Below are 21,472 nucleotides of genomic sequence, written 5' to 3' on the forward strand. Positions count from 1 at the left end.
ACCTGAGAGATTCAAAAACACCTTGGCAGTCAACCGTGACGTGCCAAAATATCAATTTGCCCCTTCGGTGGGTGATGCTATTGCTGCGGGCCTGGTAATGAGGGCCAGTACAACCAATGCAACGACCTCTCTCCAGTGAGGTGTCGTCAGTCCTTTTGCCTGAGCGTTTGAGTCCCGGATTTATCGGTCCTGCGCCTTCGGCGGCAGCGCAAAAACAGGTTTTGCACTGCACTCTCCTGATTGTTTTGAAGTATATATGCTCTTTTTATTTATGGGTAGTTAAAAATAATTTGGCAACAGAGATTCAGGGTCTAAACAAAGGAGGCTGGTTTGGCATATGATTTTCAATATATAAATGTTAAAAATCAGTCAGTATCATATTGACCGTGCAAGGGGGTATATTGCCATGAACCAAGCAACACCAGCAGAAAAAAAACGTTCCCGTTGGTTACTGAAAACCGTACTGACCATCCTTGTCATCCTTGTGGTGCTGGTGGGCGGTTTATGGATCTGGAGCGGCAGCAATGGTTCTTTATCGCAGGGGTTGTCTTTGGCGCAGCGGTTTTTGGGGCCGGGGCGGACACTGACGGCTACCGATGTGCAGGGCTCATTGCGGCACGGCGGGCACATTGGCACATTGCATTGGCAGCAGGAAAATCTGGATGTACACCTGAGCGATGTGGATGCAGCCTGGCAACTGTCACTCCTGTTTGGCCGCCAAGTGACGATTGATCACCTTACCGTGGATAAAGTCCAGGTGATTCAAAAGCCTGCACCAGCCAAAGAAGGGACACCAGAACAGCCGCCGACATCGGAAACGAAAACAGCATCAGCCCCTCCGGACAATATCAGCCTGCCGCTGCAACTGGATTTGAAGCAACTGCAAATCAATACCGTAATCTGGGGTGAAAACAGCGAGAAGGTTGCTGCATCGCAGATTGCCGGAAGCTATCGGTTTGACGGCGATAACCACCAGATGAACTTAACCAGTCTGCATGTGGCAGATGGCGACTACCGGGCGCAGGCGACACTGAGGGCCCAGAATCCGCAACTGGATGCAACGCTCAATGGTATGCTGAGAACACAGGTGCCGGAAAGTACGCAGACGGTGGATATTGAGGCGCAGGCCAAAATCAACGGTTTGCTGACGCAACTGGATGTACAGGCCAATGCACAGACAAAAACCGGCACAGCGAATGGCCCGAAAGCGCAATTGCATGCGACGGTCATGCCATGGAGTGCGCTGATGGTTCCAAAAGCCAACCTGGATTTGCAGGCATTCAATGCCAATGCGTTCTGGGTACAGGCACCACAGACACTGCTTTCCGGTACGGTGGTGGTGACAACCTCGCAGCAAGGGGAAACGGGCGCACAGCAGGCGCAGTTGTCTGCCGATTTGAAAAACGGGGTAACGGGTACGCTGGACCGCTCACGCCTGCCGGTGTCTGCCTTGAAAGCCGATGTACTGCTGAATACCACGCAGGCGACCATACAGCGTTTAAATGCGGTGATCGGGCAGGGGCATGTGGATGTTCAGGGCGTCTATACGTTGCCGGCGGCCGGCAAGCCGGCTACCTGGCAGGCGACTGTGACACCCAGCAGCGTGGACCCACGCCTGTTGTACAGGCAGCTGGCCAGCGACAGAATCAGCGGTACCGTGAATGCAACACAAAAAACGGCGCAGACGATTGATTTTGACGTGAAGCTCACTGCGGCCAATGCCAACAATGTCAGTTTTTTCCGGGTCAAACAACTGACGACCCATGGCAGTTTTTCCGACAGCAATCTGGTGCGGCTTGCCGCCCTGGATGTACAGGCGACCAATGCCCGTATCCAGGGTAACAACGTATCGTATACGCTGAATTCCGGGGCTATATCGGGGCCGTTGACGCTGACGGCGCCAGGCTTGCAGGCCAGTGCCACAGCAAACAGTTTTGCTGCAACATCGGGGTCGGTGAAAGTCAGCCTGGATGTCAATGCCGCAGAGCCGGCGGCCAAATGGCTGGCGGGGCTGCCTGTGAACCTGGGTTCTTTGGTCACCTTTTTAGAGAAAGCCGCTACCTATACGCAAGAGGTTGCCAACTATACCCAGGATGTTCCGATTGTGGTGGAAAACGGCTGGAAAAATCCTCATGTCACGGTAGCGCTTGATATGCAGGCCATTACCCGCAAAATTCTGGAAGAAGAGGCGCGCAGAAGGCTGTTGAATGCGACGCAGTCGGGCCAGGGCAGCGCTGACAGCAAGCCGGAGCGGGAGATTTTGAACCGGCTGGGCGGTGATTTGCTGAACCGGATCGGCGGTGGCAAATAAAAACAATGGGCGAAGCTGCCAGCTTCGCCCGGTATCATTGGGCTGACCAATTGATGTTTATTTACATATCCACATAGTTGGGGCCACCACCGCCTTCCGGCGCAACCCAGACGATGTTTTGTGTCGGGTCTTTGATGTCGCAGGTTTTACAGTGCACACAGTTCTGTGCGTTAATCTGCAAGCGCGGTTCCTGCCCATCTTCTTCGATGAATTCGTAAACACCGGCCGGACAGTAACGGCTTTCCGGGCCGGCGTAAATTTTCAGGTTTACATTCACCGGCACATTAGCGTCTTTCAGTGTCAGATGCGGCGGCTGGTTTTCCTCATGATTGGCATTGCTCAAAAAGACCGAGGACAAACGGTCAAATGTCAGTTTGCCATCCGGCTTGGGATAGTCAATGCGGGTGGATTCTGCCGCAGGCCGCAGGCTCTGGTAGTCGGCCTTGCTGTGGTGAATTGTCCAGGGCGGGTTGTTGATGCGCAATACCGGTAGCACCAGGTTTTCAATCCCTGTCATGAACGAGCCGATGTATAGCCCCTTCTTGAACCACTGCTTGAAGTTTCTGGCCTGATTGAGCTCGGTATGCAGCCAACTGCGGCGGAACGCTTCGGGGTAGGCAATCAGTTCGTCGTGCTCGCGTCCTTGCGTCAGCGCCTCGCCAATAGCTTCCGCGGCCAGCATGCCGCTCTTAATCGCAGCGTGCGAACCCTTGATGCGGCTGGCGTTCAGGAAGCCGGCGTCACACCCGACCAGCGCACCACCCGGGAAAATGGTCTTGGGCAGGCTGAGCAGGCCGCCGGCCGTGATGGCGCGTGCGCCGTAGCCAATGCGTTTGCCGCCTTCCAGGTAAGAGCGCAGAACCGGATGGGTTTTCCAGCGCTGCATTTCTTCAAACGGGCTCAGCCAGGGGTTGCTGTAATCCAGCCCGGTAATCAGCCCCAGTGTGACCTTGTTGCCTTCCATGTGGTACATGAAACCACCACCATAGGTCTTGCTGTCCATCGGCCAGCCGGCAGTATGCAGTACCAGGCCCGGGCGGTGTTTGGCCGGGTCGATTTCCCACAGCTCTTTAACACCAATGCCATAGGACTGCGGGTCGGCTTCGGCATCCAGTTTGAATTTGTCGATCAACTGCCGGCCCAGTTGGCCGCGCGCGCCTTCCGAAAAAACCGTGTATTTGGCACGCAATTCCATGCCCAACTGGAAACTGTCTGTGGGCTGACCGTCTTTGCCGATGCCCATGTTGCCGGTGGCAACACCTGCCACAGCGCCTTTGTCGTCATACAGCACTTCCGTTGCAGCGAAACCGGGGAATATTTCGACCCCCAGCCCTTCGGCCTGTTCAGCCAGCCAGCGCACCAGGTTGCCTAGGCTGATGATGAAATTGCCGTCGTTGCGGAAGTTATAGGGCATGAAGATATGAGGAATGCCGATGGAACCCTTTTCGGTCAGAAACAGCATTTCATCTTCCAGCACCGGCTGATTCAGGGGGGCTCCTTTGGCTTTCCAGTCGGGGATCAGCTCGGTCAGTGAGTCTGGGTCAATGACTGTGCCTGCAAGAATGTGGGCGCCAGGCTCAGAACCTTTTTCTAATACACACACAGAAATTTCTTGACCCTTGGTTTGTGCCAGCTGTTTCAGCCGGATTGCCGTTGCCAGACCGCTGGGACCTGCCCCGACCACAACAACGTCATAATCCATGGATTCACGTGGGCCATACTGTTCTAAAATTTCCTGATTAGTCATGGGGTTGTCTCTGTATAAAAATAAATGAATCTAAGCCATTCCGACTTAACGCTCAGGGGTTCGTTATGCGAACCTATCCATACATGAATTGAGGGCTGTCGGTTTGACAGGCGAAACAACGGTCCATATATGGAGATTTTGTATAGGTTTATATTATGTTCTAAAAACGATCTTCTGCAAATGTGTTCAGGTAATACGCGAACGCCAGACAACATTTCGTTGCAGAGGGCGGTCAGCGCAGTTGAATATGCATGCTGATGTGCGGTGAGATATGGTTGACAACGGCCATGGTTGGCTATCAGGGGCAGGGGTTTTCAATCTTCATCGGGTTGAGCGCCATGCCGTCGCCCCAAAAGCCTAAAGACAACTGCTGATCGGTGCCATCGCCAAAAACGGTGGCTGCGAAAGAACCGCTCTTCAGGCCGTCCAGCAGACCGTCAGCGATCTTCCAGTAACCATAAAAATCCAGTTGGTTCAAAGAGGCGGATACCTCGTATTCAGGCAGGCCTTGCAGGGCGCGTGGGAAATCGTACCGTTGCAGGCTGAAGTTATAGCGGCTGTCAGGGGCTCCGGGAGAACCGTGCCCGGCCATGACTTTGCGGCCATTGTATGAGCTGGAAGGCACCACCAGCATGATGCGATGTTCGCGTGGAATATGGCATAAACGCGCGGCAAGTTTGCGCGCCGTCGGCAGGCCAATGTCGTCATCTTCTCCTGTGATGATGACAACAGGCAAGTCGGCCGGCAGCATTTCAACAGGGCCGTAAATGCTTTGTGTCCAGCGGCCATTGTCAGCGTGGTAGGCATCTCCGGGCGATACCAGCATCATGGCGTCAGCCGGCGGCAGGCCATAATGTTCGGCGTTTAATGCCAGGTTGATTGAAATGGCCGACCCTACAGAAAAACCGTAATAAAGAGTCTGGCCCGGACGCGGAATCAGGCCAAATTCCTGTGACAGCACATTGAGTGCTTGCCGGTTGGCGTATCCTGCATTGTCTGTTACCAGTGGCGGTGGCGTGTGTTCTGAATCCTGATAAACCGGGTAAATCACCGCATGCCCGCTGCGTACCAGGTGGTCGATCAGGGCACCGAAGTTCATCGGGTTCATGCCCTGCCAGCCGTGGTGGAATAAAACCACCGGAATGGCATCTTCCACACGCGGTTGCGCCGGTACAAACAGATAAGCGCGCTGTGCGCCATCGCCCACCACGCGCATCTCGACGGCGGCATGTACCTCGCGTGCCTTGTAGGCCTGCGGGGTGAACATGGATAGGTCCGGGCTGGGTTGTGCTTGAGCGGATAACGTCATAGCCAGCAGGAAAATTAAAACAAATGATGGCAAACTGAAAGTAAAACGCATGGAACAGAATTCAAAACAATGCAGCATCATAACAGGAGTGCTTGATGCATGGCATGAATGAATAGCGTGTAGGCTAAAGACGCTTTGTTTTGATGCTTTATACGGCCATTTCCCATTGCAGTCCATAGGGAAGGTCAGCCGGGCCCATCAGGAAGTGCAGCAGGCGTCGTTTGCTGTGGCCGCTGGCTTTGGAAGAGGCATGCAGTGTCATGGGCTTCATGGCGATAACGGTTCCGGTGGCCGCGGTAAGTGTGACCTCTTCCCGGTCTTGTGCGCTGTCAGGTGCATAGTCAATATGGTGATGGGTGCGCGGATAAACTTTCAACGGCCCGTCTGTTTCAGTGCAAGGCTCCAGATGCAGCCGCAATGCCAGCATCTGCCGCATAATCGATTCAGGCGGCTGCATAAAGACCTGTCCTTCTTTTTCAGACCATCCTTGCAGTTGGGGGTGGTCGACACGCTGTGCTACCGGCGCGCTGAGATCCTGGTGGATGGAAACCAGCCAGTTGCGATCGGCCGATTTTTCAAAATAAGTGCATTGAACCGCAACCGCATCGGGCACCAGCAGGGGTTTAATGGCGGGGTGTGTTTTCAACTGGCGTGCCAGTTCCTGACACCAGGGCAAAGAAAGCGCTGTACGTGAACTGCGTGAGCGGGTCTGAAACGGCGCTGTATGTTGCAGCAGTTGAGCGCATTGGGCTTCGGAAAGCACATTGGGGATAACCGCATAACCTTGCGTGTGCAGAAAATCGGGGGAGCTGGTGTGTTGTAATTCAGTGCTGAGCATGATGGATGTGGTTCTCCTTTTTAGCAGGGGAGGGGGGCGCAACGGATTTATCCGGGCAGATAAGGGCTGACTTTTATTTTGAGTAGCTGAACCAGGGCAGGTTCCATGTAATCGTAGTCGTCAGGAATGCCCAGACAGATGATGCGCTGGTTTTTGATATAAGGTCTGAATTTCTGTTGCAGTTTATTGCGGTGCTTTTTCTCCATGACAAAAATCGTATCGGCCCACTCGAGCAGGTCTGGCGTCAGCGGAGTTTCTGCATCGTGATTCAGTCCGGCTGAACTAACCTCAATATGAGGGTAACTGGCAAAAACCTGCTCAGCGGTTGGGCTGCGCAGGCGATTCTGGCTGCAAAGAAAAAGGATTTTTTTCATAAAAGTGTTGGACTTTAGCTTTGTCTATCTACCATATCATGAAATTATTTACGCAATGGCGTTAATCAAGCAAAGAATGTGGTGCCTGATCTGGCAAAGTAGCGGGCAAAAACCGAGCAGGCTGGTAAAAAATGCGGAGTTCATGGATAATAAGCGCTCGGTTTAAAATAAACCAAGAGCTTTAAGCGCGTATCCATCATACGGGTAGGTTGCACAAGCTTGTCCAGTCTGGCCCCGGTGATGAAATCGGTAGACATAGGGGACTTAAAATCCCCAGGCGAAAGCCGTGCGGGTTCAAGTCCCGCCTGGGGCACCATTTTCATTCTTATATGATCTTTCAAGCTCTCTAGCGTATTGAAAACAAAAGAGAAGAGCGAAGTTTAGATCTCATAAAGAACTACAAATCCCCGCTGATGCTCAGGCAACTCAGTACATGATTTATACAGCACTGAGTTCGAAGTAGTGCATAAAAGAGGAATCAAACAAATTCGGCTTTTTATTTATACTGGCTTTTCTGTTAATGTTCATACAAGTGAGCAAGCAGAACTTGTGAACGAGTCAGCGCTATTCTTCTGCTCTCAGAATCTCTATAACAGAGCCAGCGAACATAGTCCATACTGTGGGCTCGTGTGATTCTTAGGTGTATTAGACATGGTAGAGTGTAAGTTCAGTATGTTTAAAGTATATTAAATGCGTATAAGTCTTGGTATTGAGCTTTCATAACAGACTTCTATCTGAGATTAGAAATACGAAACTAAACGCTGTTACGGTGTTAGATAAATAATAATTCTCATTCAATTAATTTGAGTGTATTAATCACCAAATTTGTGAATTAGTTCCACATCTGCGTTTGTAATCCAGAACGGAATTACTATATAAATAAAATATAGTCTTCTTGACTTTCTAAACTTTCAAGGAGATTGTTTAGGTATGGTTTTAACAATGAATCCACACGATGCAGTATTCTCCGGTAAGACAGAGCAACCTGATGGAACAGTGGCGTACTCTGTGATGCCACCTGCTATTCCTACACAGGAAGGGGCTGAAGGCATACGCTATGACTTTAATGATGGTGCTCGTGTCTTGTTGCCAAAAGGGCAATGGCATGTAGAAATTATTGACGCAGAGTCGGGTAACATTCTTTTTGCCTGTGATTCTGATGAGGGCTGGGTGCAAAGCACCAAAAAGTATTATGTGCGTTTTATACTCCGAGTCTGGAGGCGCGGAGAAAAAACACCGTTACTGGATCACACGCTGGATCTGAAGAACAGGCCGGTTTTGATTTCTTTTCCTGTGGGAACAATCGGCGATATCATTGGCTGGTTTCCGCATGCAGAGCGCTTTTACCAGCAACATGGCTGCAGGCTTGAGTGCACGCTAGGTCAGGAATTAATTGATCTTTTTAAGGATCAATATCCTGATATGCGGCTTAATACACCTCAAATGGTCAGCACAGAGGCTCCTTACGCAACATATCGTATTGGTCTTTTTTTTGGTGGTGACGTTAATTCGCAGCCAATTGATTTTCGCATGGTTGGGCTTCATCGTACGGCAGGATACATCCTCGGAGTTGATCCTTCAGAAGAGCCTCCACGGCTTAAGTTGGATGCTCCACGTCGTATCAAAGAACCTTATGTATGTATCGCGGCACAGTCCAGTTGCCAAGCCAAATACTGGAATAATGGAATGGGTTGGCACCTAGTGGTTGAGCACCTTAAGAAGCTTGGCTACCGAGTTTTATGCATTGATAAACAGGCTGTATATGGGCAGGGTTATGTATGGAACCACATTCCCTATGGGGCGGAAGATTTTACGGGAGATATCTCTTTGCAGGAGCGGGTTGCATTGTTGCAGCACGCTGATTTTTTTGTGGGTTTGAGCAGTGGGCTTTCATGGCTGGCGTGGGCCTGTCATGTTCCTGTGGTCCTCATCAGTGGCTTTACTTTGCCAACCTGTGAGTTTAAAACCCCGTATCGAGTCTACAGCACACATGGTTGTATGGGATGCTGGGATGATATCAATCTTAATTTTGATCATAAAGATTTTTTTTGGTGTCCTCGCTTAAAGGGCACGGAACGTCAGTACGAATGCACGCGTTTAATTACCGGTCAGCAGGTTATCGGGCATATTGACCGGTTATATCAAACATTGCAACATTCTTCAACATAGGTATTGAAGTCGTCCTTCTGGATAAAAGGAGTATTAACGAAAGTGTGATGGAGCATCGATTCGAGGGTCAGGGACCATGCGACTTACATCATGCGGAAGTTTAAATTTTAGCGATAGCAGCCCCGAAAGGTAATAAAAATGGGACATAAAAATAATCTGAATCGCAGCTACCGAATTGTCTGGAGCGAAAGTCGGCAAACTTGGGTGGCTGCATCTGAACTAGCAAAAGGGCACAGCCGTGCTTCATGCACAAGCGTAAAACAGTTGGTGCTGGCAGTTGTTGCGGGAACCATTCTGGCAGGGCAATTAACGCAACCGGTTTTAGCGCAGTCTTTCACACCTGTAGTCAGTGGTACGGTCAGTGGAGAGACTATCACCAGTGGAACACAGAGCGTGATTTCCGGTGGTGTGGCTAATGGGGGTGCGATTAATATCGGTGGCGTTCAAAATGTTTCTAATGGGGGAAGCACAAACAATATCGCTGTCAACAGTGGTGGACGACAGAATGTTTATGCTGGAGGGGTGACTTCCAGCATAGCAGTCAATACCGGTGGGCAGCAACGAGTTTCCGGCGGGACTGCTGAGGGGACTACGCTTTCGGGTGTTTTCAATTCCAGCGATTCAGGGTTTCAATATGTTTATGCCGGAGGTGTTGCGAACAATACGATCATTAATAGTGGCGGAGATCAGCGCTTATATTCGGGTGCAACCGCTAATTCATCGGTTTTAAATAGCGGCGGAATACAGCGAGTTTCTTCAGGTGGAACAGCAGTCGGAACGGTGTTCAATGGCGGTGGGCAGTATGTTTACGATGGTGCGGTGGTCAGCGGTGCACACGTCGTGAGTGGTGGGCAGACGGTCAGTGCCGGGGGGGCAGCCGTAGGTACGATTTTAGAAACCAATGGGCGGCAGAATGTGTGGGCGGGAGGTATTGTCAGCGATACTGTCTTTAACGGTGGGTGGCAGTATCTTTATAACGGAGCTACGGTTAGTGGAGCTAATATTGTCAGTGGCGGACAAACCATCAACTCTGGGGGAACGGCGGTCAGTTCAATTCTCACGAGTGGGGCAATTCAATATATTTCAGCAGGCGGCAATGCGGTTGATACGGTATTCAGTGGTGGTCGGCAATACCTTTACGGTGCGGTAGTTAGCGGTGCACAGATTGATGATGGCACACAGATCGTCAGTGCTGGCGGTTCGGCAGTTGGCACAACATTAGGCAGCAGTGGCAGGCAGAATGTATTCGCTGGCGGCAGTGCAATTGGTACTGTTTTTGATGGAGGAGGGCAGTACATTTATGATGGCGCAGTGGTCAGTGGCGCGCAGATTGCTAATGGGGAGCAAAGAGTTAATTCTGGTGGCTCTGCAGCAGATACAAGGCTTAATGGTGGCACGCAGTACGTGTATGACGGAGGACTAGCAAGCAATGCAGTCATAGAAGACGGTGGGCGCCAGATTATTTCCAGTGGCGGACAGGCAACCTCGGCAATTGTGAATAACAATGGGCGGCAATACGTGTCCGCTGGAGCAGTAGCTACAGGCACGATTGTCAATAGTGGCGCCAGACAGGATATATACTCCACAGGGGTTGCACTGGATACAACTGTCAATGCGGGTGGTGTGCAGCGAGTATCTGCTGGTGGCAGTGCGGTTGATACAGTGATTGATGCCGGTGGGATACAAACAATTTCTTCAGGCGGTTTTGCAACAGATACTGATATTGCAGCAGGGGGGCTCCAGAATATATCTTCGGGAGGGAGTGCTGACAATACGATCATTCACAGTGCCGGTGTGCAACGAGTGTATTCCGGTGCTGTTGCCGTAGATACGACTATTGACAACAGCGGTGCGCAGTATGTGTATGGGGGAGGTGTCGCAGTCAATACAACGGTTAATACAGGAGGGATACTGAATATATCGGATGGGGGGATTTTAGAAGGATTTACTCTGGTAGTCGGGGATGCGCAACTGAATGCAAGTACCACTTTTGTCAACAATGGAGTGCTGACGTTAAACCAGACTGCAGACAATACATTGGCTGCAACAATCTCGGGAGCAGGCAGTCTTGTCAAAGATGGAAATAATACCCTGATACTTACAGGCGTTAACAGCTATACCGGGGGCACCACTGTGGTTGGTGGGAGCCTATATATAGGTGACATTGCCGGTAGTCCGGCACGGTTGGCGAGCGACGTCAATGTCCAAAACGGAGCCATCCTTGGTGGTCATGGGCAAATAGCGGGTCATGTTACTGTTGACAGTGGAGGCACTTTATCTCCCGGCACGGGTGCAGTTGGTACTCTTACAACAGGGCAAGTCACTCTCAAAGGCGGCTCCATCTTGGATGTAGACGCACACCCTGACCACAATGTCGGACGTGTCGTGGCTGACTCTGCTCTTGGAGGAGGCAACGGTACCGTTACCATCGAGCCCGGCGCAGCCTTACAAATTTGGGGTGGTGCGGGCACTTGGGCCGAAGAATTCAGCTATGTTATTGTCGACAGCGATCAGGGTGTCAGTGGGCAGTTCAGTACTGTGGACAGCAATCTGGCGTTTTTGACGTCGCTGGTAGACTACAGCAATCCTGACCAGGTACGACTCACACTGGTACGTAACAACACCAGCTTTCCTTCAGTCGGGGGTAGTGAGAATCAGCAAAATACAGGAGCTGGCATAGAAGGCCTGGGAGAGAACAACCCAATTTATGAGACAATCGTCAGCATGGATGCATGGCAGGCACGCAACGCCTTTGACAGTCTCAGCGGAGAGATTCATGCCAGTGTCAAAAGTGCCCTTCTTATCAACAGCCGCTATCCGAGGCTTGCTATTACGCAGCACCTTTCCGATGCTTCGGGCCTTTTAGCGCCGGAAACGGACATCAACAAAAACTTGTGGGTCAATGTCTGGGCGCATGATGGTCATGTCAAAGCAGATGGCAATGCTTCCAAACTTGATAATCGAGGGCTTGGTGTGCTGATTGGTTCAGATCTGTACACCAGTGCCGATGAAACTACTGTATTTGGTGTGGCTGCCGGCTATGAGCATACCAAACTCAGCACAGACCGTTTGCGTCATTCCGATGCAGACATTAATGCCATCCACCTGCTGGCTTACGGACGCACCAGTGTAGGTCTGATAGACCTCAAAGGTGGTATAGGCTATAGCTGGTTGGATATTGATACCGAGCGAAATATTGCTATTGGCAATCTGGCCTCCAAAAATCAAGGCAATTATAACGGTGGTCTGTTGCAGGCCTTTATTCAGGGCAGTCACACCTTTAACCTTACACCGAACCTTAACCTGACACCGTACATAAATGTGGCAGCACAGAGAATTACTACTGACAGCTTTACAGAAACAGGCGGCCTTACCATACTGCACAGTAGTCGGCACAGTGACAACTTATTGACCACCACGATAGGTGTGAAAAGCGAATGGCAGGTTGAGGACCGCATGAGCCTGTATGGTGACTTGGGCTGGCAATATAACGTTGGCAGTATAGCGCCCAAAGTCCATATGAATTTTGTGGGAGGCAAAGAGTACACTATACGAGGTGTGGAAATCAACCGCAATGCGGCGGTGGTCGGTGTAGGGGCAAACTTCCAGTTGCAGCCTAATATGACGCTGAGCATAGGATATGATGGAGAGTTTGGTCGACAGGTCAGAGATCATGCTGCTCGTATCATGTGGGAGTTCAAATTCTGAGTTGCTTAGTTATTTGATTTTTTTAACATCAATGCGACACAAACTTTTATTTTTGAGCGAGAAAGCAGTGACTATGAGACGTTTTTCTTGTTGTCACTGCTGTCAAAGAGGGACTTATATTTGTATTCCAATGTGCTAATTTGAGAAGTATTGCCCTAGATTGTGACAAGAAAATTTTTTAAAGCAAAGGGGGCTAATGTTGATTGCTATTTTGGCTTATTGGTCAACAATAGAGCCATCACATGATCGTGTTTTACGTGCTGATGTTGCACATATGCCCCGTGCTTATATTAATGGGGATAAAGTACTTATTACCAATTTTCGTAATTTTGAATATCGAAGCGTAGACGATTTTATTTCCCGTTATGAAGAGCGCGAAGTAGACCTTTCACATTTAGTCTCTGTTGATTTTTATGTTTCTTATTGGACGTCAGGACCTGTCGCGCATACTTGTGTGAATTTTAATTTTGATAACGCTCCTCCTGTAAGTGTTTCTATTGAAGCCAGATTTGAAGCGCATGAGCATTATGATCCAATTGCCTCACTTTTTAAGCGGTGTAAGTTAATTTATGTTGTTGGTGATGAGTTTGATATTGTTCGGGTTCGTACTAATTTTCGCAATGAAGAAGTTTATCGTTATCCTATTCATATCTCTTCAGAGGCAACACGCTTGCGAAGTACGGACCTAACACGCTGCCTCAAACCAAACAAAAGCCTACCTGGCTACGGGGCTATGTTTCCATGTGCTTTTTCGCCAAGATAGACATTGATGGCTGTGCCATCGCTTAATTGTCCCTGGCCTGAGCCATTTTCAAGATATTCCCCATAGCGGGAAACGCTGGCACTTCCTGAGCGGCCATCGGAGCATTGAAAGCGAACCTGTAGTCTTGGACTGACGTCCGTTGAGTCGTAAGCGCCGTTGCAGTACAGGCCTTTTGAGTCTTCAGCGTAAAAAGTGCCTGAAATCAGTGTGGCGGCAGCCATGCCCTTAAGCGGCTCAGGGCGGTTGTCGACATTGACATGGATGTCGGTGGAGATGCAGCCATGCAATAAAACAGATCCAATCAGAATGAAAAGAATACGCACAGGTGAATCCTTATAAAAGGGATGGATGTGTGGTGACCATAGCGTGTCACAGTGATGGATTGTATAGCGTATTTTTTTATGGGCATTTATGCTCAAGGCTCGTATGTGCCTGCGTATATTGCTGCGCGCAAAAAACAAATGGCACATCGGTTTGTTCAGGCTGGTTGCTGGTCTGTGCCGGGCATTTTGATCGCCATACGCAATGGCGCCGGCGGTGGCCTGGATACACCTTATGCCATTGCTGGGCACACTGTGTGCGGTGATGAGGCGATCCGGCTCACTGGCCGGAGCAGGTGCAGGAAACCATGCTTGCCAATACACCATCAGGCAGTTTATTGATGCAATGATCGAAAGCATATAATAAAAGCTTTGCCATCAGGAAAAGTTGAGTTTTCATGCATACGTTACAGCCATTCTCTAAAGGCCGGGTATTTCTCCTTGGCTTCATCATCATAGGGTTGCTGTCTTCTTATCCTTTGGCCTTGTATTTACCGGTTTGGTTCAGTTGGGAAAATGGGCCGATTGAAAATACGCAGGCAGGTATCCTACTTGCAGGGTTGGTGCTGGCGCTGTGCTTTGCCGTACGGGCAAAGAATAAAACTCAGCGTTGGTTCTGGATCATGGTGATGCCATTCTGGTTGATCATGTTTGCCCGCGAACTGGGATGGGGCGCTGTGTTTTTGCCGCCCCTGTATGTCGATCCGGTGTCTGGCCCGATTTATTCTTCCTCTCTTCAACTGGGTTACAAGCCTGTTGTTTACCCGGTTGCCGGAGTGCTGCTGCTGGTTTCTGCGGCTGTTTTTTTATTAACCAGGCAATATCAGAGCCTGGTGAAAATATGGCGTTGCGGCGTATTTCCGTGGCTTGAACTGTTGTTGGTTGTGGTGGGGGCCGTGCTGTCCACCATTGCTGAGGGGCATGGCGGCGTGGCATTGAATTTGGGCGATGGAATACTGCAACTGTTGGAGGAACTGTCAGAGCTGTGGGCGTATGCGGCCCTGTTTGCTGCACAGTTGCGGGTATCTCAGGGAAGCTGGCATGGCTAGTGCTGTTATGAGCTATGGCTATGGCACTGTGGCGGTTTCAATTGAAAAATGGGCAGGTGGCATCATCTTAGTTGCTGGACGTGTGAAGATTCAAGATCAGAAGGGCGGTCATGGCGGGTAAAGCGAAAACTTCAAAAAAACAGAACAATGATGTGGCTTCTGAAGCGGAGGTGAAGAACACAGTTGCCGACGTTGCTGAAGATGTACCGCAGGGCCGTTTCATCACCTATGAAGGCTCGCCTTTTGAGTTGTACCAGCCTTATCCGCCGGCTGGAGACCAGTTAACGGCGATTGGTGAGCTGGTGGAAGGTATCCGTGACGGGCTGAGTTTTCAGACGCTGCTGGGGGTGACCGGCTCTGGCAAGACATTCACAATGGCCAATGTGATTGCCCAGCTGGGACGGCCGGCCATTGTGTTTGCGCCCAACAAAACGCTGGCGGCGCAGTTGTATTCGGAGTTTCGCGAGTTTTTCCCGAAGAATGCGGTGGAATACTTTGTGAGCTATTACGATTATTACCAGCCCGAAGCCTATGTGCCGCAGCGCGACCTGTTCATTGAAAAAGACAGCGCGATCAATGACCATATTGAGCAGATGCGGCTTTCGGCTACCAAAAGCCTGTTTGAGCGGCGCGATGTGATTATTGTGGCGTCTGTTTCGGCCATTTACGGTATGGGCAGCCCGGAAGACTATACCGAGATGCGGCTGATCACCCGCGTGGGTGACCGGGTCAGTCAGCGTGATTTCATTGCACATCTGGTGCGCATGCAATACAACCGCAACGATATGGATTTTGCCCGCGGAACGTTCCGGGTGCGCGGTGATACGATTGATATCTTCCCGGCCGAGCATTCCGAGCTGGCGGTGCGCGTGACGCTGTTTGATGATGAGGTGGATGGCATCAGCCTGTTTGACCCGCTGACAGGCAAGGTCCAGCACAAGGTGCCGCGCTTTGCCATTTATCCGGCAGGGCATTATGTGATGGCGCGGCAAAGCGTGATCAATGCAATTGAAACCATCAAGGAAGAGCTGACGGAGCGGCTGAAATTCTTTTACGATGAGGGCAAGCTGGTGGAGGCCCAGCGGCTGGAGCAGCGCACCCGCTTTGACCTGGAGATGTTGCAAGAAGTTGGGCATTGCAAGGGCATTGAAAACTACTCCCGCCACCTCTCCGGTGCCAAGCCGGGAGAGCCGCCGCCCACACTGGTGGAGTATCTGCCCAAAGATGCGCTGATGTTTTTTGACGAGTCGCATGTGCTGATTGGGCAGTTTACCGGCATGTATAACGGCGACCGCGCGCGTAAGGCCACACTGGTGGAGTATGGATTCCGCTTGCCCAGCGCGCTGGACAACCGGCCGCTGAAGTTTCCTGAATTTGAGCAGCGTATGCGGCAGTCGGTGTTTGTGTCGGCGACTCCCGGTAATTATGAAATGGAGCACTCCGCAGGCTCGGTGGTGGAGCAGGTGGTGCGGCCGACCGGGCTGGTGGACCCGGAGGTTGAAGTCCGTCCGGCGACCACGCAGGTTGACGATGTGCTGCAGGAGATTCATGAGCGTGTGAAAGTGGGCGAGCGCGTGCTGATTACCACGCTGACCAAACGCATGGCCGAGCAGTTGACCGAATATCTGAGTGAGAACGGTGTCAAGGTGCGTTATCTGCATTCGGACATCGACACGGTAGAGCGGGTGGAGATCATCCGTGATCTGCGGCTGGGGCTGTTTGATGTGCTGGTGGGGATCAACCTGCTGCGTGAGGGGCTGGATATTCCGGAAGTGTCATTGATTGCGATTCTGGATGCGGACAAAGAGGGTTTCTTGCGTGCAGAACGCTCGCTGATTCAGACCATAGGCCGTGCGGCGCGCAATGTGCATGGCAAGGCCATTCTGTATGCAGACCGTATGACGGATTCCATGCGCAAGGCCATTGGAGAAACCGAACGGCGCCGCAACAAGCAATTGGCCTACAACGCCGAGCACGGCATTACGCCCAGGAGCATTAACAAGCAGATTAAAGACCTGATTGATGGTGTGTACCATGAGCAGGATGCCGGTCAGCCGCAGGAACAGCAGGAGCTTTTGCAGGCCCAGGTGCAGGACATGAGCGAAAAAGAGATTGCGCGCGAAATCAAGCGGCTGGAAAAGCAGATGCTCGATCATGCGAAAAATCTGGAGTTCGAGCAGGCCGCGCAGGTCAGAGACCGGCTGGCGCAGTTCAAAAATATGGCATTCGGCGCCAATGTGCATGATTTGATGAGCTGATTGTCATCAATTGCAAAATTATTTTTCCCCTTGATTTTGGCGCCGAAGCCGGCAATTAAATGGCGGAGGTGCCGTTTTTTTGACACGTGTTTTCGGGGGTGTTTTTGCGGCGCGACATCTAGGCAGTGTTATGAGTTGATGTCATTTCTAAGGGATGGGAATAAATTAAATTATTGCTTTGCACAATTTGATTTATATGAAACTTTTAGAGGATATAACACATCCTAAATTACAATTGGAGCGCCTTATATAAATACACATACGCTAAACGAGGGTTTGAGAGTTTGTGTTGAAATCCGGGTAAAGGCATTGAATGACTTAGGTCAAATATGAGTTTTCGTGCCGATGTTATAGTAGTAACCCTAAGAACAGGTGTTCTGTTAGTCCTTCTGGTTGCTTGCAGATTTTCGGGTTTGATCGATTACCTGAGTTGAGTGACAGAAGGTTTTTCAATACACAGTGATAACTTCGCACAACGGAGTGAAAGTGAGTAGTCATATGTCGCAACAGTACGCTGAGTACCTGGCGAATTCTTATCTTTATGGCAGCAATGCTCCTTATATCGAGGAGCTCTATGAGTCATATCAGAACGACCCTAATTCTGTTCCCACACGCTGGCGTGAATATTTTGAAGCCATGCAAAAGGCGCCTGCCAATGGTGCTGGCGCGTATGGCGTAGGAGCCGACCCGAAAGCGGCGGCAGTATCCAAGCTGATTGATGCATACCGTAATTTGGGTGTGCTCCGGGCAAATCTGGACCCGTTGAAGCTCAATATCCTGCGTCCGCAGGAATCTCCCGAGCTGGACCCACAGTATTATGGATTGACTGAGGCTGACATGAAGTCGACGGTGGATACCTCGTCGACCCATTTTGGTAAGAGCTCAATGACTTTGGGCGAACTGGTTGGCGCACTGCGTGCAACGTACTGCGGCACGCTGGCGGTTGAATTCATGTACATCCGCGATGTGAAAGTGCGCAACTGGTGGATTGAACGCCTGGAATCCAAACAGGGGCAGCCTAAATTTGATGCCGAGAAAAGAAAACGCCTGCTTGAGCGCGTGACTGCGGCTGAAGGCCTTGAAGGCTATCTGAATACCAAATATGTGGGCGTGAAGCGCTTCTCACTGGATGGCGGCGATGCATTCATCGTTGCCATGGACGAGTTGGTACGTTATTCAGCACAGAATGGCGTTGAAGACATTGTGATCGGTATGGCTCACCGTGGCCGCCTGAACGCACTGGTCAACACATTGGGTAAAGAACCCAAAGCGCTGTTTGCTGAGTTTGACCATACCGCGCCGGAAAATCTGCCTTCCGGTGACGTGAAATACCACAATGGTTTTTCCAACAACATCAAAACACCGTCAGGCACGGTGCACCTGAGCATGGCTTACAACCCGTCTCACTTGGAAGTGGTGAGCCCGGTGCAGTCCGGTTCTGTGCGTGCCCGTATGGATCGCCGCAATGACGGCGTTGGCAACCAGGTCATGTCAGTCACCGTTCACGGTGACGGTGCCGTGATTGGTCAGGGTGTTGTGCAGGAAACCCTGTCAATGGCGGGTGCCCGCGGTTATTACATCGGTGGCTCTATCCGCATCGTGATTAACAACCAGGTGCAGTTCACCACATCTGACCCGCGTGATACCCGTACCTCGCTGTACTGTACCGATGTGGCGCGCATGATTGACGCTCCGGTCCTGCACATCAACGGCGATGACATGGATGCCGTGGCATTCGCGATGCAACTGGCAGTGGATTTCCGCCAGCAGTTCCACCGCGATGTGATGATTGACCTGGTGTGCTACCGCAAACTGGGCCATAACGAGCAGGATACGCCTCAGATCACCCAGCCTTATATGTACAAGGCGGTGAAAGCGCACCCGGGCTCACGCCGTGTGTATGCGCAGCGTCTGATTGATGAAAACGTCATCGATGCCGCTTACGAAGAAAAACTGGTTAAAGAATATCGCAAGTCGATGGATGAAAATAAAGTCACCAGCGACCCGGTCGATAAGAAGTTCAAGAGCCCTTACACCTCCGACTGGAGCAAATACGTCGGAAAAGCCTGGTCTGAGCCTGTAGATACCAGTGTGTCGGAAAAAGAGCTGAAAAAACTGGCACAGGCCATTACCACGGTGCCTGACAGTATTGCTGTGCATCCCCTGGTGCAAAAGGTTCTTAAAGACCGCGCCGCCATGGGCAATGGTGAATTGCCGGTGGACTGGGGTATGGGTGAAAACATGGCCTATGCCACATTGCTGAGCGCCGGTATTCCTGTGCGCTTATCCGGTGAAGACGTTGGCCGCGGTACATTCAGCCATCGTCAAGCCATGGTGCACAACCAGAACCGGCCTGACTGGACGGAAGACCCCTATATTCCGCTGCAGCACCTCTCTGACAAACAGGGTAAATTCACCATCGTGAACTCTGTGCTGTCAGAAAACGGTGTTCTGGGCTTTGAATACGGGTATGCCACAGCGCGTCCTGACGGTCTGACCATTTGGGAAGCACAGTTTGGTGACTTTGCCAACGGTGGCCAGATCATGATTGACCAGTTCATTGCCTCCGGCGAAACCAAATGGGGTCGTTATGCAGGCCTGGTCATGCTGCTGCCGCACGGTTTTGAAGGCCAGGGGCCAGAGCACAGTTCAGCACGTATTGAACGTTACCTTGAATTGAGCGCTGAAGAAAACTGGGTGGTGGCCCAGCCAACCACAGCAGGGCAGATTTTCCACCTGCTGCGCTCTCAGGCACTGAGCAAATACCGCAAACCGCTGGTGGTGTTCTCACCGAAATCGCTGCTGCGTAACAAGAATGCCGCAGTGCCGCTGGAAACGCTGGCCAAGGGCAGCTTCCAGATGGTGATTCCGGAAGTGAACAGCAGCATCGATGCCAAGAAGGTTAAGCGTGTGATCCTGTGTTCCGGCAAGGTTTACTACGATCTGGCTGCTGCACGCGAAGAGAAGAAACTGACCGATGTGGCGATTATTCGTCTGGAACAGTTGTATCCCTTCCCGCAAAAAGCGCTGGCTGCCGAATTGAAGAAATATGCTGGTGCTACGGAAGTGGTCTGGTGTCAGGATGAGCCGGAAAACCAGGGGCCATGGAGTTATGTGCGTCCGCAGGTCCGTGACATGCTGACAGACAAGCAGAAACTGGGCTACTCGGGACGTGCTGCTTGCCCGGCTCCGGCGACAGGGTATACCCATAAGCATCAAGAACAGTTGAAAGAACTGGTTGCCGGTGCTTTTGGTAAACTCAAAAATACGGTAAAGTAATTATGTGATCCACCAGGTACGCCTCATTCGTGAGGCGTAATCCCATTCTTGAAAATTATAGGAAAATCAAATGGCAATTCTAGAAGTCAAGGTTCCTGAACTGTCCGAGTCAGTATCAGAAGCGTCGTTGATGCAGTGGAAAAAGAAGGTTGGTGAGGCCGTTGCAGCAGAAGAGATTCTGATTGAAATTGAAACCGATAAGATTATTCTGGAAGTTCCCGCACCAGGTGCAGGGGTACTTTCTGAGGTCGTTGTCAGTGACGGTGGCAGTGTTACCTCCGGGCAGGTGATCGCTAAGATCGATACCGAAGCCAAGGGTGCGGCGGCGGCTCCGGCCAAGCAAGAGGCTGCTCCGGCTCCTGCCCCAGCTCCGGCAGCGCCTGCGCCCGCACCAGCGGCTCCAGCTCCGGCTGCAGCAGCGCCGGCTCCGGCACCAGCCGCTTCTGCCAGCAAGGCCGGTGTGGCCATGCCGGCTGCGGCCAAGCTGTTGGCGGATAACAACCTGAGCGCATCTCAGGTTGGTGGTACTGGCAAAGATGGCCGTATTACCAAGGGTGACGTACTGTCTGCAGTGGCTGGCGGCGCTAAACCTGCTGCGGCACCGGCTGGTGGCCTGGTGCCTCCGCTGGATGATCGCACCGAAGTGCGTGAACCGATGAGCAAGCTGCGTGCGCGTGTGGCTGAACGCCTGATCGAATCACAGCAGACTACCGCCACATTGACCACGTTCAATGAAGTGAACATGGCACCGGTGATGGACCTGCGCAAGAAGTTCCAGGACCAGTTCACCAAGACTTATGGCATCAAACTGGGCTTTATGTCCTTCTTTGTCAAGGCTGCAGTCCATGCGCTGAAGAAATATCCGGCAGTCAATGGCAGCATTGACGGTGGCGATATTGTTTACCATAACTACTTTGACATTGGTATTGCGGTTTCTTCGCCACGTGGTCTGGTTGTGCCGATTCTGCGTAATGCAGACAAGCTCAGCTTTGCTGAGATCGAGCTCAAGATTGCCGAATTTGCAACCAAGGCCAAGGACGGTAAACTGTCGATTGCCGAGTTGTCTGGCGGTACATTCAGTATCACCAACGGTGGTACTTTCGGCTCGATGATGTCTACCCCCATTATCAACCCGCCACAGTCAGCCATTCTGGGTGTGCATGCGACCAAAGAGCGTGCCGTGGTGGAAAATGGTCAGGTGGTGGTTCGTCCGATGTGTTATCTGGCGCTGTCGTATGACCACCGGATTGTCGACGGACGTGAGTCTGTGCTGACACTGGTTGCCATCAAGGAAGCACTGGAAGACCCGGCACGCATGTTGCTGAACCTGTAAAACCAAAGGTGCTG

At 51.4% G+C, this 21,472-nt stretch carries 14 protein-coding genes, 1 tRNA gene and 1 riboswitch; of the genes, 10 read left to right on the plus strand and 5 right to left on the minus strand.

Going from position 1 to position 21,472, the window contains the following annotated elements:
• Positions 1 to 137 precede the first annotated feature (137 nt).
• A riboswitch (glycine riboswitch) is annotated at positions 138 to 249 on the minus strand.
• A gap of 157 nt (positions 250 to 406) precedes the next feature.
• Positions 407 to 2,311: an AsmA family protein gene (locus tag CUZ56_RS06200; RefSeq protein WP_126979289.1), complete on the plus strand. Its 1,905-nt coding sequence runs from the start codon at positions 407 to 409 to the stop codon at positions 2,309 to 2,311.
• Positions 2,312 to 2,372: 61 nt separating this feature from the next.
• Here CUZ56_RS06200 and CUZ56_RS06205 read toward each other — a convergent pair whose 3' ends face one another.
• From CUZ56_RS06205 to CUZ56_RS06220, 4 genes are all read right to left on the minus strand, one after another.
• Positions 2,373 to 4,058 carry an electron transfer flavoprotein-ubiquinone oxidoreductase gene (locus CUZ56_RS06205; RefSeq protein WP_126979291.1) on the minus strand — a complete coding sequence of 562 codons (1,686 nt, stop codon included), beginning with the start codon at positions 4,056 to 4,058 and terminating at the stop codon, positions 2,373 to 2,375.
• A gap of 298 nt (positions 4,059 to 4,356) precedes the next feature.
• The gene (locus tag CUZ56_RS06210; RefSeq protein ID WP_126979293.1) at positions 4,357 to 5,367 is read right to left on the minus strand and encodes an alpha/beta hydrolase; all 1,011 of its coding nucleotides are present in this window, start codon (positions 5,365 to 5,367) and stop codon (positions 4,357 to 4,359) included.
• A gap of 148 nt (positions 5,368 to 5,515) precedes the next feature.
• Positions 5,516 to 6,205: a phytanoyl-CoA dioxygenase family protein gene (locus CUZ56_RS06215; protein ID WP_126979295.1), complete on the minus strand. Its 690-nt coding sequence runs from the start codon at positions 6,203 to 6,205 to the stop codon at positions 5,516 to 5,518.
• Between the two features lie 47 nt (positions 6,206 to 6,252).
• Complete coding sequence (locus CUZ56_RS06220; protein ID WP_126979297.1) at positions 6,253 to 6,579, minus strand: low molecular weight protein tyrosine phosphatase family protein; 327 nt, start codon at positions 6,577 to 6,579, stop codon at positions 6,253 to 6,255.
• A 231-nt stretch (positions 6,580 to 6,810) separates the two neighbouring features.
• Between CUZ56_RS06220 and CUZ56_RS06225 the strand changes: the two genes are divergently transcribed.
• From CUZ56_RS06225 to CUZ56_RS06240, 4 genes are all read left to right on the plus strand, one after another.
• Positions 6,811 to 6,895: transfer RNA gene (locus CUZ56_RS06225), tRNA-Leu, on the plus strand.
• Between the two features lie 614 nt (positions 6,896 to 7,509).
• Positions 7,510 to 8,748 carry an autotransporter strand-loop-strand O-heptosyltransferase gene (locus tag CUZ56_RS06230; protein WP_126979299.1) on the plus strand — a complete coding sequence of 413 codons (1,239 nt, stop codon included), beginning with the start codon at positions 7,510 to 7,512 and terminating at the stop codon, positions 8,746 to 8,748.
• Positions 8,749 to 8,886: 138 nt separating this feature from the next.
• Positions 8,887 to 12,456, plus strand: a complete 3,570-nt coding sequence (locus tag CUZ56_RS06235) for an autotransporter domain-containing protein (protein WP_126979301.1) — start codon at positions 8,887 to 8,889, stop codon at positions 12,454 to 12,456.
• 196 nt (positions 12,457 to 12,652) lie between these two features.
• On the plus strand, positions 12,653 to 13,219 hold the full coding sequence (locus CUZ56_RS06240) for a lipoprotein N-acyltransferase Lnb domain-containing protein (RefSeq protein ID WP_126979303.1): 567 nt from the start codon (positions 12,653 to 12,655) through the stop codon (positions 13,217 to 13,219).
• Here CUZ56_RS06240 and CUZ56_RS06245 read toward each other — a convergent pair.
• Positions 13,180 to 13,542, minus strand: a complete 363-nt coding sequence (locus CUZ56_RS06245; RefSeq protein WP_126979305.1) for a hypothetical protein — start codon at positions 13,540 to 13,542, stop codon at positions 13,180 to 13,182. The two genes, CUZ56_RS06240 and CUZ56_RS06245, sit on opposite strands and share 40 nt — an antisense overlap.
• Positions 13,543 to 13,937: 395 nt before the next feature.
• On the opposite strand from CUZ56_RS06245, the gene CUZ56_RS06250 reads away from it, so the two are divergent.
• The 5 genes from CUZ56_RS06250 (at position 13,938) to odhB (ending at position 21,458) form a co-directional block, all read left to right on the plus strand.
• The gene (locus CUZ56_RS06250) at positions 13,938 to 14,588 is read left to right on the plus strand and encodes a hypothetical protein (RefSeq protein WP_126979307.1); all 651 of its coding nucleotides are present in this window, start codon (positions 13,938 to 13,940) and stop codon (positions 14,586 to 14,588) included.
• Positions 14,581 to 14,709, plus strand: a complete 129-nt coding sequence (locus CUZ56_RS16270) for a hypothetical protein (protein WP_275427136.1) — start codon at positions 14,581 to 14,583, stop codon at positions 14,707 to 14,709. The genes CUZ56_RS06250 and CUZ56_RS16270 overlap by 8 nt, the downstream gene beginning before the upstream one ends.
• Entirely contained in the window at positions 14,699 to 16,846 is a 2,148-nt protein-coding gene (uvrB, locus tag CUZ56_RS06255; protein ID WP_126979309.1) for an excinuclease ABC subunit UvrB, read from the plus strand. Before CUZ56_RS16270 ends, uvrB begins: the two co-directional genes overlap by 11 nt.
• 498 nt (positions 16,847 to 17,344) lie before the next feature.
• Positions 17,345 to 20,125, plus strand: coding sequence for a 2-oxoglutarate dehydrogenase E1 component (locus CUZ56_RS06260; RefSeq protein ID WP_126979311.1), 2,781 nt, complete (start codon positions 17,345 to 17,347; stop codon positions 20,123 to 20,125).
• Between the two features lie 70 nt (positions 20,126 to 20,195).
• A complete protein-coding gene (odhB, locus tag CUZ56_RS06265) occupies positions 20,196 to 21,458 on the plus strand; it encodes a 2-oxoglutarate dehydrogenase complex dihydrolipoyllysine-residue succinyltransferase (protein WP_126979313.1) in 1,263 nt (420 codons plus the stop codon).
• Positions 21,459 to 21,472 lie beyond the last annotated feature (14 nt).

The sequence above is a fragment of the Saezia sanguinis genome (assembly GCF_003991585.1).
Taxonomy (GTDB): domain Bacteria; phylum Pseudomonadota; class Gammaproteobacteria; order Burkholderiales; family Burkholderiaceae_C; genus Saezia; species Saezia sanguinis.

Excerpts from the sequence above, each read along its gene's own strand:
- CUZ56_RS06210 (WP_126979293.1), bottom strand. The coding sequence starts at position 5,367 with ATGACGTTATCCGCTCAAGCACAACCCAGCCCGGACCTATCCATGTTC.
- CUZ56_RS16270 (WP_275427136.1), top strand. The coding sequence starts at position 14,581 with ATGGCTAGTGCTGTTATGAGCTATGGCTATGGCACTGTGGCGGTTTCA.
- uvrB (WP_126979309.1), top strand. The coding sequence starts at position 14,699 with ATGGCGGGTAAAGCGAAAACTTCAAAAAAACAGAACAATGATGTGGCT.
- CUZ56_RS06260 (WP_126979311.1), top strand. The coding sequence starts at position 17,345 with ATGTCGCAACAGTACGCTGAGTACCTGGCGAATTCTTATCTTTATGGC.
- CUZ56_RS06230 (WP_126979299.1), top strand. The coding sequence starts at position 7,510 with ATGGTTTTAACAATGAATCCACACGATGCAGTATTCTCCGGTAAGACA.
- CUZ56_RS06220 (WP_126979297.1), bottom strand. The coding sequence starts at position 6,579 with ATGAAAAAAATCCTTTTTCTTTGCAGCCAGAATCGCCTGCGCAGCCCA.
- CUZ56_RS06200 (WP_126979289.1), top strand. The coding sequence starts at position 407 with ATGAACCAAGCAACACCAGCAGAAAAAAAACGTTCCCGTTGGTTACTG.
- CUZ56_RS06240 (WP_126979303.1), top strand. The coding sequence starts at position 12,653 with ATGTTGATTGCTATTTTGGCTTATTGGTCAACAATAGAGCCATCACAT.
- odhB (WP_126979313.1), top strand. The coding sequence starts at position 20,196 with ATGGCAATTCTAGAAGTCAAGGTTCCTGAACTGTCCGAGTCAGTATCA.
- CUZ56_RS06250 (WP_126979307.1), top strand. The coding sequence starts at position 13,938 with ATGCATACGTTACAGCCATTCTCTAAAGGCCGGGTATTTCTCCTTGGC.
- CUZ56_RS06235 (WP_126979301.1), top strand. The coding sequence starts at position 8,887 with ATGGGACATAAAAATAATCTGAATCGCAGCTACCGAATTGTCTGGAGC.
- CUZ56_RS06215 (WP_126979295.1), bottom strand. The coding sequence starts at position 6,205 with ATGCTCAGCACTGAATTACAACACACCAGCTCCCCCGATTTTCTGCAC.
- CUZ56_RS06205 (WP_126979291.1), bottom strand. The coding sequence starts at position 4,058 with ATGACTAATCAGGAAATTTTAGAACAGTATGGCCCACGTGAATCCATG.